Raw genomic sequence first — 3,194 nt, forward strand, 5'->3', positions numbered from 1 at the left:
TCAACCTTCTGATGCGGAAGGGGCAGTTCCATCACGTTGTTGGTGTCATCTTTATTTTCGACTACCTTGCGCAAACGGGCGAGGCCTTGTCGTGCAGCCAGAAAACCTTTCCATTGGGAAACGGCTTGCTCAACAGGAGCCAAGGCACGGGAAGACATGATTGAAGAGGCGATCATGACACCAGAGGTGACCTCCTGCTGGATAACCAGCCATGCGCCCATGCCAAGCATGGCGGACTGCAAGATGAAGCGGAAGGTTTTGACGGCTGTTGAGAAAAAGGCAGCTCGGTCCCCCGCTTTTCGCTGCTTGACCAAGTAGGCATCATTGCCCTTGTGCCATCTGTTCTTCATCGTTTCCATCATGCCCATTGCCTGAATGACTTCAGCATTGGAACGACTGGCTTCAACGATAGCAGAGCGGCGGTTTGTTTCGGCAGCAGCCTCACTTGAAGGTCTGCGGGAGGTAAGTTCATTCACTCCAACGAGCGCACAAATGATCAATGCGCCACCGATTGCCATCATGCCAAGATAGGGATGGAAGAGGTACACGATACCGAAATAAAGTGGCATCCACGGCAAGTCGAAGATGGCAGCAGGGCCTGGGCCTGAAAGGAAACTGCGCACCTGATCTAGATCCTGAACCGGTCGCATCTTTGCACCTTTGGGGCCGAGAATAAGCGGTAGGCTCGTTGAGATTTCGTAGGAAACACCAGAAAGCTGGGCATCTACACGTTGCCCAAGACGGGACAAAACACGACTGCGAAGTGTTTCCAGAATTCCATAGAAAAGGAAAAGGACGCCAACAAGGGTTGCTAAAACAACAAGCGTTGGGACCGACCCACTCGCCAGCACGCGGTCATAGACCTGCAGCATAAAGAGTGGTCCTGTCAGCATCAAAATATTCAACAGCATGCTGACGCCACCAATTCCAACCAGTGCGGACCTTAGAGATCTGAATGCACTGGTGATTACAGATTCTTTCTGTCGTTGGCTGCCGGGCATAAGCTTTTCTCTCAATTGCTTCGGGAATTAAAGCAAGAAACCCCCTCCCGGTATTGACCGGGAGGGAGCAGTTCTTTTCGTTAGCTCATCGATCAGATCAAGTTATCGTCCTGATTGACCGAATGCATCTGATCTACAACACCGCCTTCTTCAGTTACGATGGTGTTGAAGTCGTCAGCTTCGAAGTTCTCCGCAGAGAGGTCTTCTACGCTGATGCCGTTCAAGGTGTAGGTGTGACCACCGTTATCCAGAACCTCGATCACAACACTGTTGTTCTCTTCCGTGATCTGAACCTGTGATGCATTCAGATTACCGAAATCAATGGTGTCGGTAGCAGGGTCGAAGTTTGTGATGACTTCTTCTGACGCCCAATCCCAATTGATCTGAACGGTATCGCCTCCGATTGCTCCATTGCCATTGGCCGCAGCTGCAAGAGCTGGTTCAGGAGCATTCTGAGCTTCACGAGGTCCAGTTTCCTGTTCAGCTTCCTGAGCAGAAGCGGCTACCGCATCATCATCTCTGTCATTGGAAGCAGCAGCTTCCTGTGCAGTGGTTGATGCTTCAGGAGCCTCTGGAATGTAGGTAGAGTCTACACTTTCAGCTTCGGACTGAGTTCCCACATCTGCCAGATTTTCAGCATTTGACAGGAAGTCATCAATCTTAGCCTGAGCAGCTGCATCATTTGCGATGATGCTGTTTGCTGTCAGATCGGCTACGACAATGCCAACCAGCAGAAGTGACCGACCACCGTTACCCGGCAGAGTGAACAACACACCATTGTCGGTCTGTTCCACTTCGAACTGGCCGCCGCCAATCCAACCGATGTTCACGGTATCCTGTTCCGGATTGAAGTTTGCGACTTCTTCCTGCTTGCCCCACTGCCAATCCAGCGTGAACTCACGAGGTGAACCATCGCCCGGATCAACTGGGTCAACCGGATCCACTGGATCTACAGGATCGACCGGGTCAGGATCTGGGGTTGGGTCTGGGTCCGGAGTTGGATCTGGATCCGGAGTTGGATCTGGATCCGGAGTTGGGTCGACAGGTGGCTGTGAACCTTCACCGCTGAGCAGATCAAGGATTTCCTGCAATGTAGATGGATCTTTGATGTCGAAGTTATCGGCATTCAGATCCTCAAGGAACACACCTTCCAGCAGGAGGGTTTGTCCACCATTTGAAGGCAGGGAGATCACGAGACCGTCTTCAGATTCTGTGAAGCTGATCTGGTCTGCACTGATCCAACCAATGCTAATCTTATGTTCCGCTGGGTTAAAGTCGGTGATAACGCTGTTTTCACCCCAAGCCCATGTGAACACGACCACACCATCACCAGGAACCTGACCTGGAGTGCCTGTACCCGGATCAACTGGATCAACTGGATCAACCGGGTCAACTGGGTCCGGATCTGGATCAGTTGGATCGACTGGATCAACCGGATCGGTTGGGCCGAAGTCACCCGGTCTGGTCTGGTGGCCATCCGTTGTGTCGCCAGCTGGCGCTTCCGGAGTCAACAGGCCTTCACGGCTAACGAGGGTCACGTCGCCCTGATCAAAGCCGAATGGAACTTCAAGGTTATCTTCCATAACCTGATCGAAGTGGAATTCCAGCTGACCTGGAACCAGATCATCAAGAGAAATGCCTTCGAACAGGAAGCTCTGACCACTTGGCAGAGTAGAGATCAGCAGGCCGTCGTCGGTTTCTTCAACGCTCAGACGCTCACGTGTACCGTAGTACAGGAAGCTGATCTTCATGGATGATGGGTCAAAGTCAGAGATAACTTCGTGTACGCCGTACTCATGAGACCTGATGTAGACTGTGTCGTCTTCGCGAGGGCCCACGCCTTGTTCCCAAGAGACCACGCCACCAAGATCTTGACGGAGGTGTTCATTACCGACCACTCCGAAGTCTGAGATGTCGACATCCTGGAAGGTGACGCCCTGCACGATTTGTGCAGAAGAGCTCCACGGGCTGTCGAGAACAATTTCACCAGCAGGAGACTTGGTCACGATGAGGCCGTGAACAGATGTTCCGCCGAAGTCCAGCTCGTCCCTATCAGGGTCAAAGCCAACGATATCGTCTGCGTTTACGTCAGCGCGGAACTTGGAACCACCTTCATCGGTCGTGCCGGTGACTGTTGGTGGGTTTGAACCGTCGTTGTCGTAAACAAGCTCGTATCCGCCGCCCTGACTTGTG

1 protein-coding gene and 1 pseudogene are annotated in these 3,194 nt (G+C 52.5%); both read right to left on the reverse strand.

Annotation, left to right across the window (positions count from 1 at the left end; genetic code table 11):
• Positions 1 to 911, reverse strand: a 911-nt coding sequence (locus tag PPL9_RS33295; RefSeq protein ID WP_244273390.1) for an ABC transporter transmembrane domain-containing protein, incomplete at its 3' end; no start/stop codon positions are given.
• A gap of 182 nt (positions 912 to 1,093) precedes the next feature.
• Positions 1,094 to 3,194, reverse strand: a pseudogene (locus PPL9_RS33300) (1,4-beta-glucanase); the annotation flags it as partial.

This window comes from Pseudovibrio sp. POLY-S9, assembly GCF_001431305.1.
Taxonomy (GTDB): Bacteria; Pseudomonadota; Alphaproteobacteria; order Rhizobiales; family Stappiaceae; genus Pseudovibrio.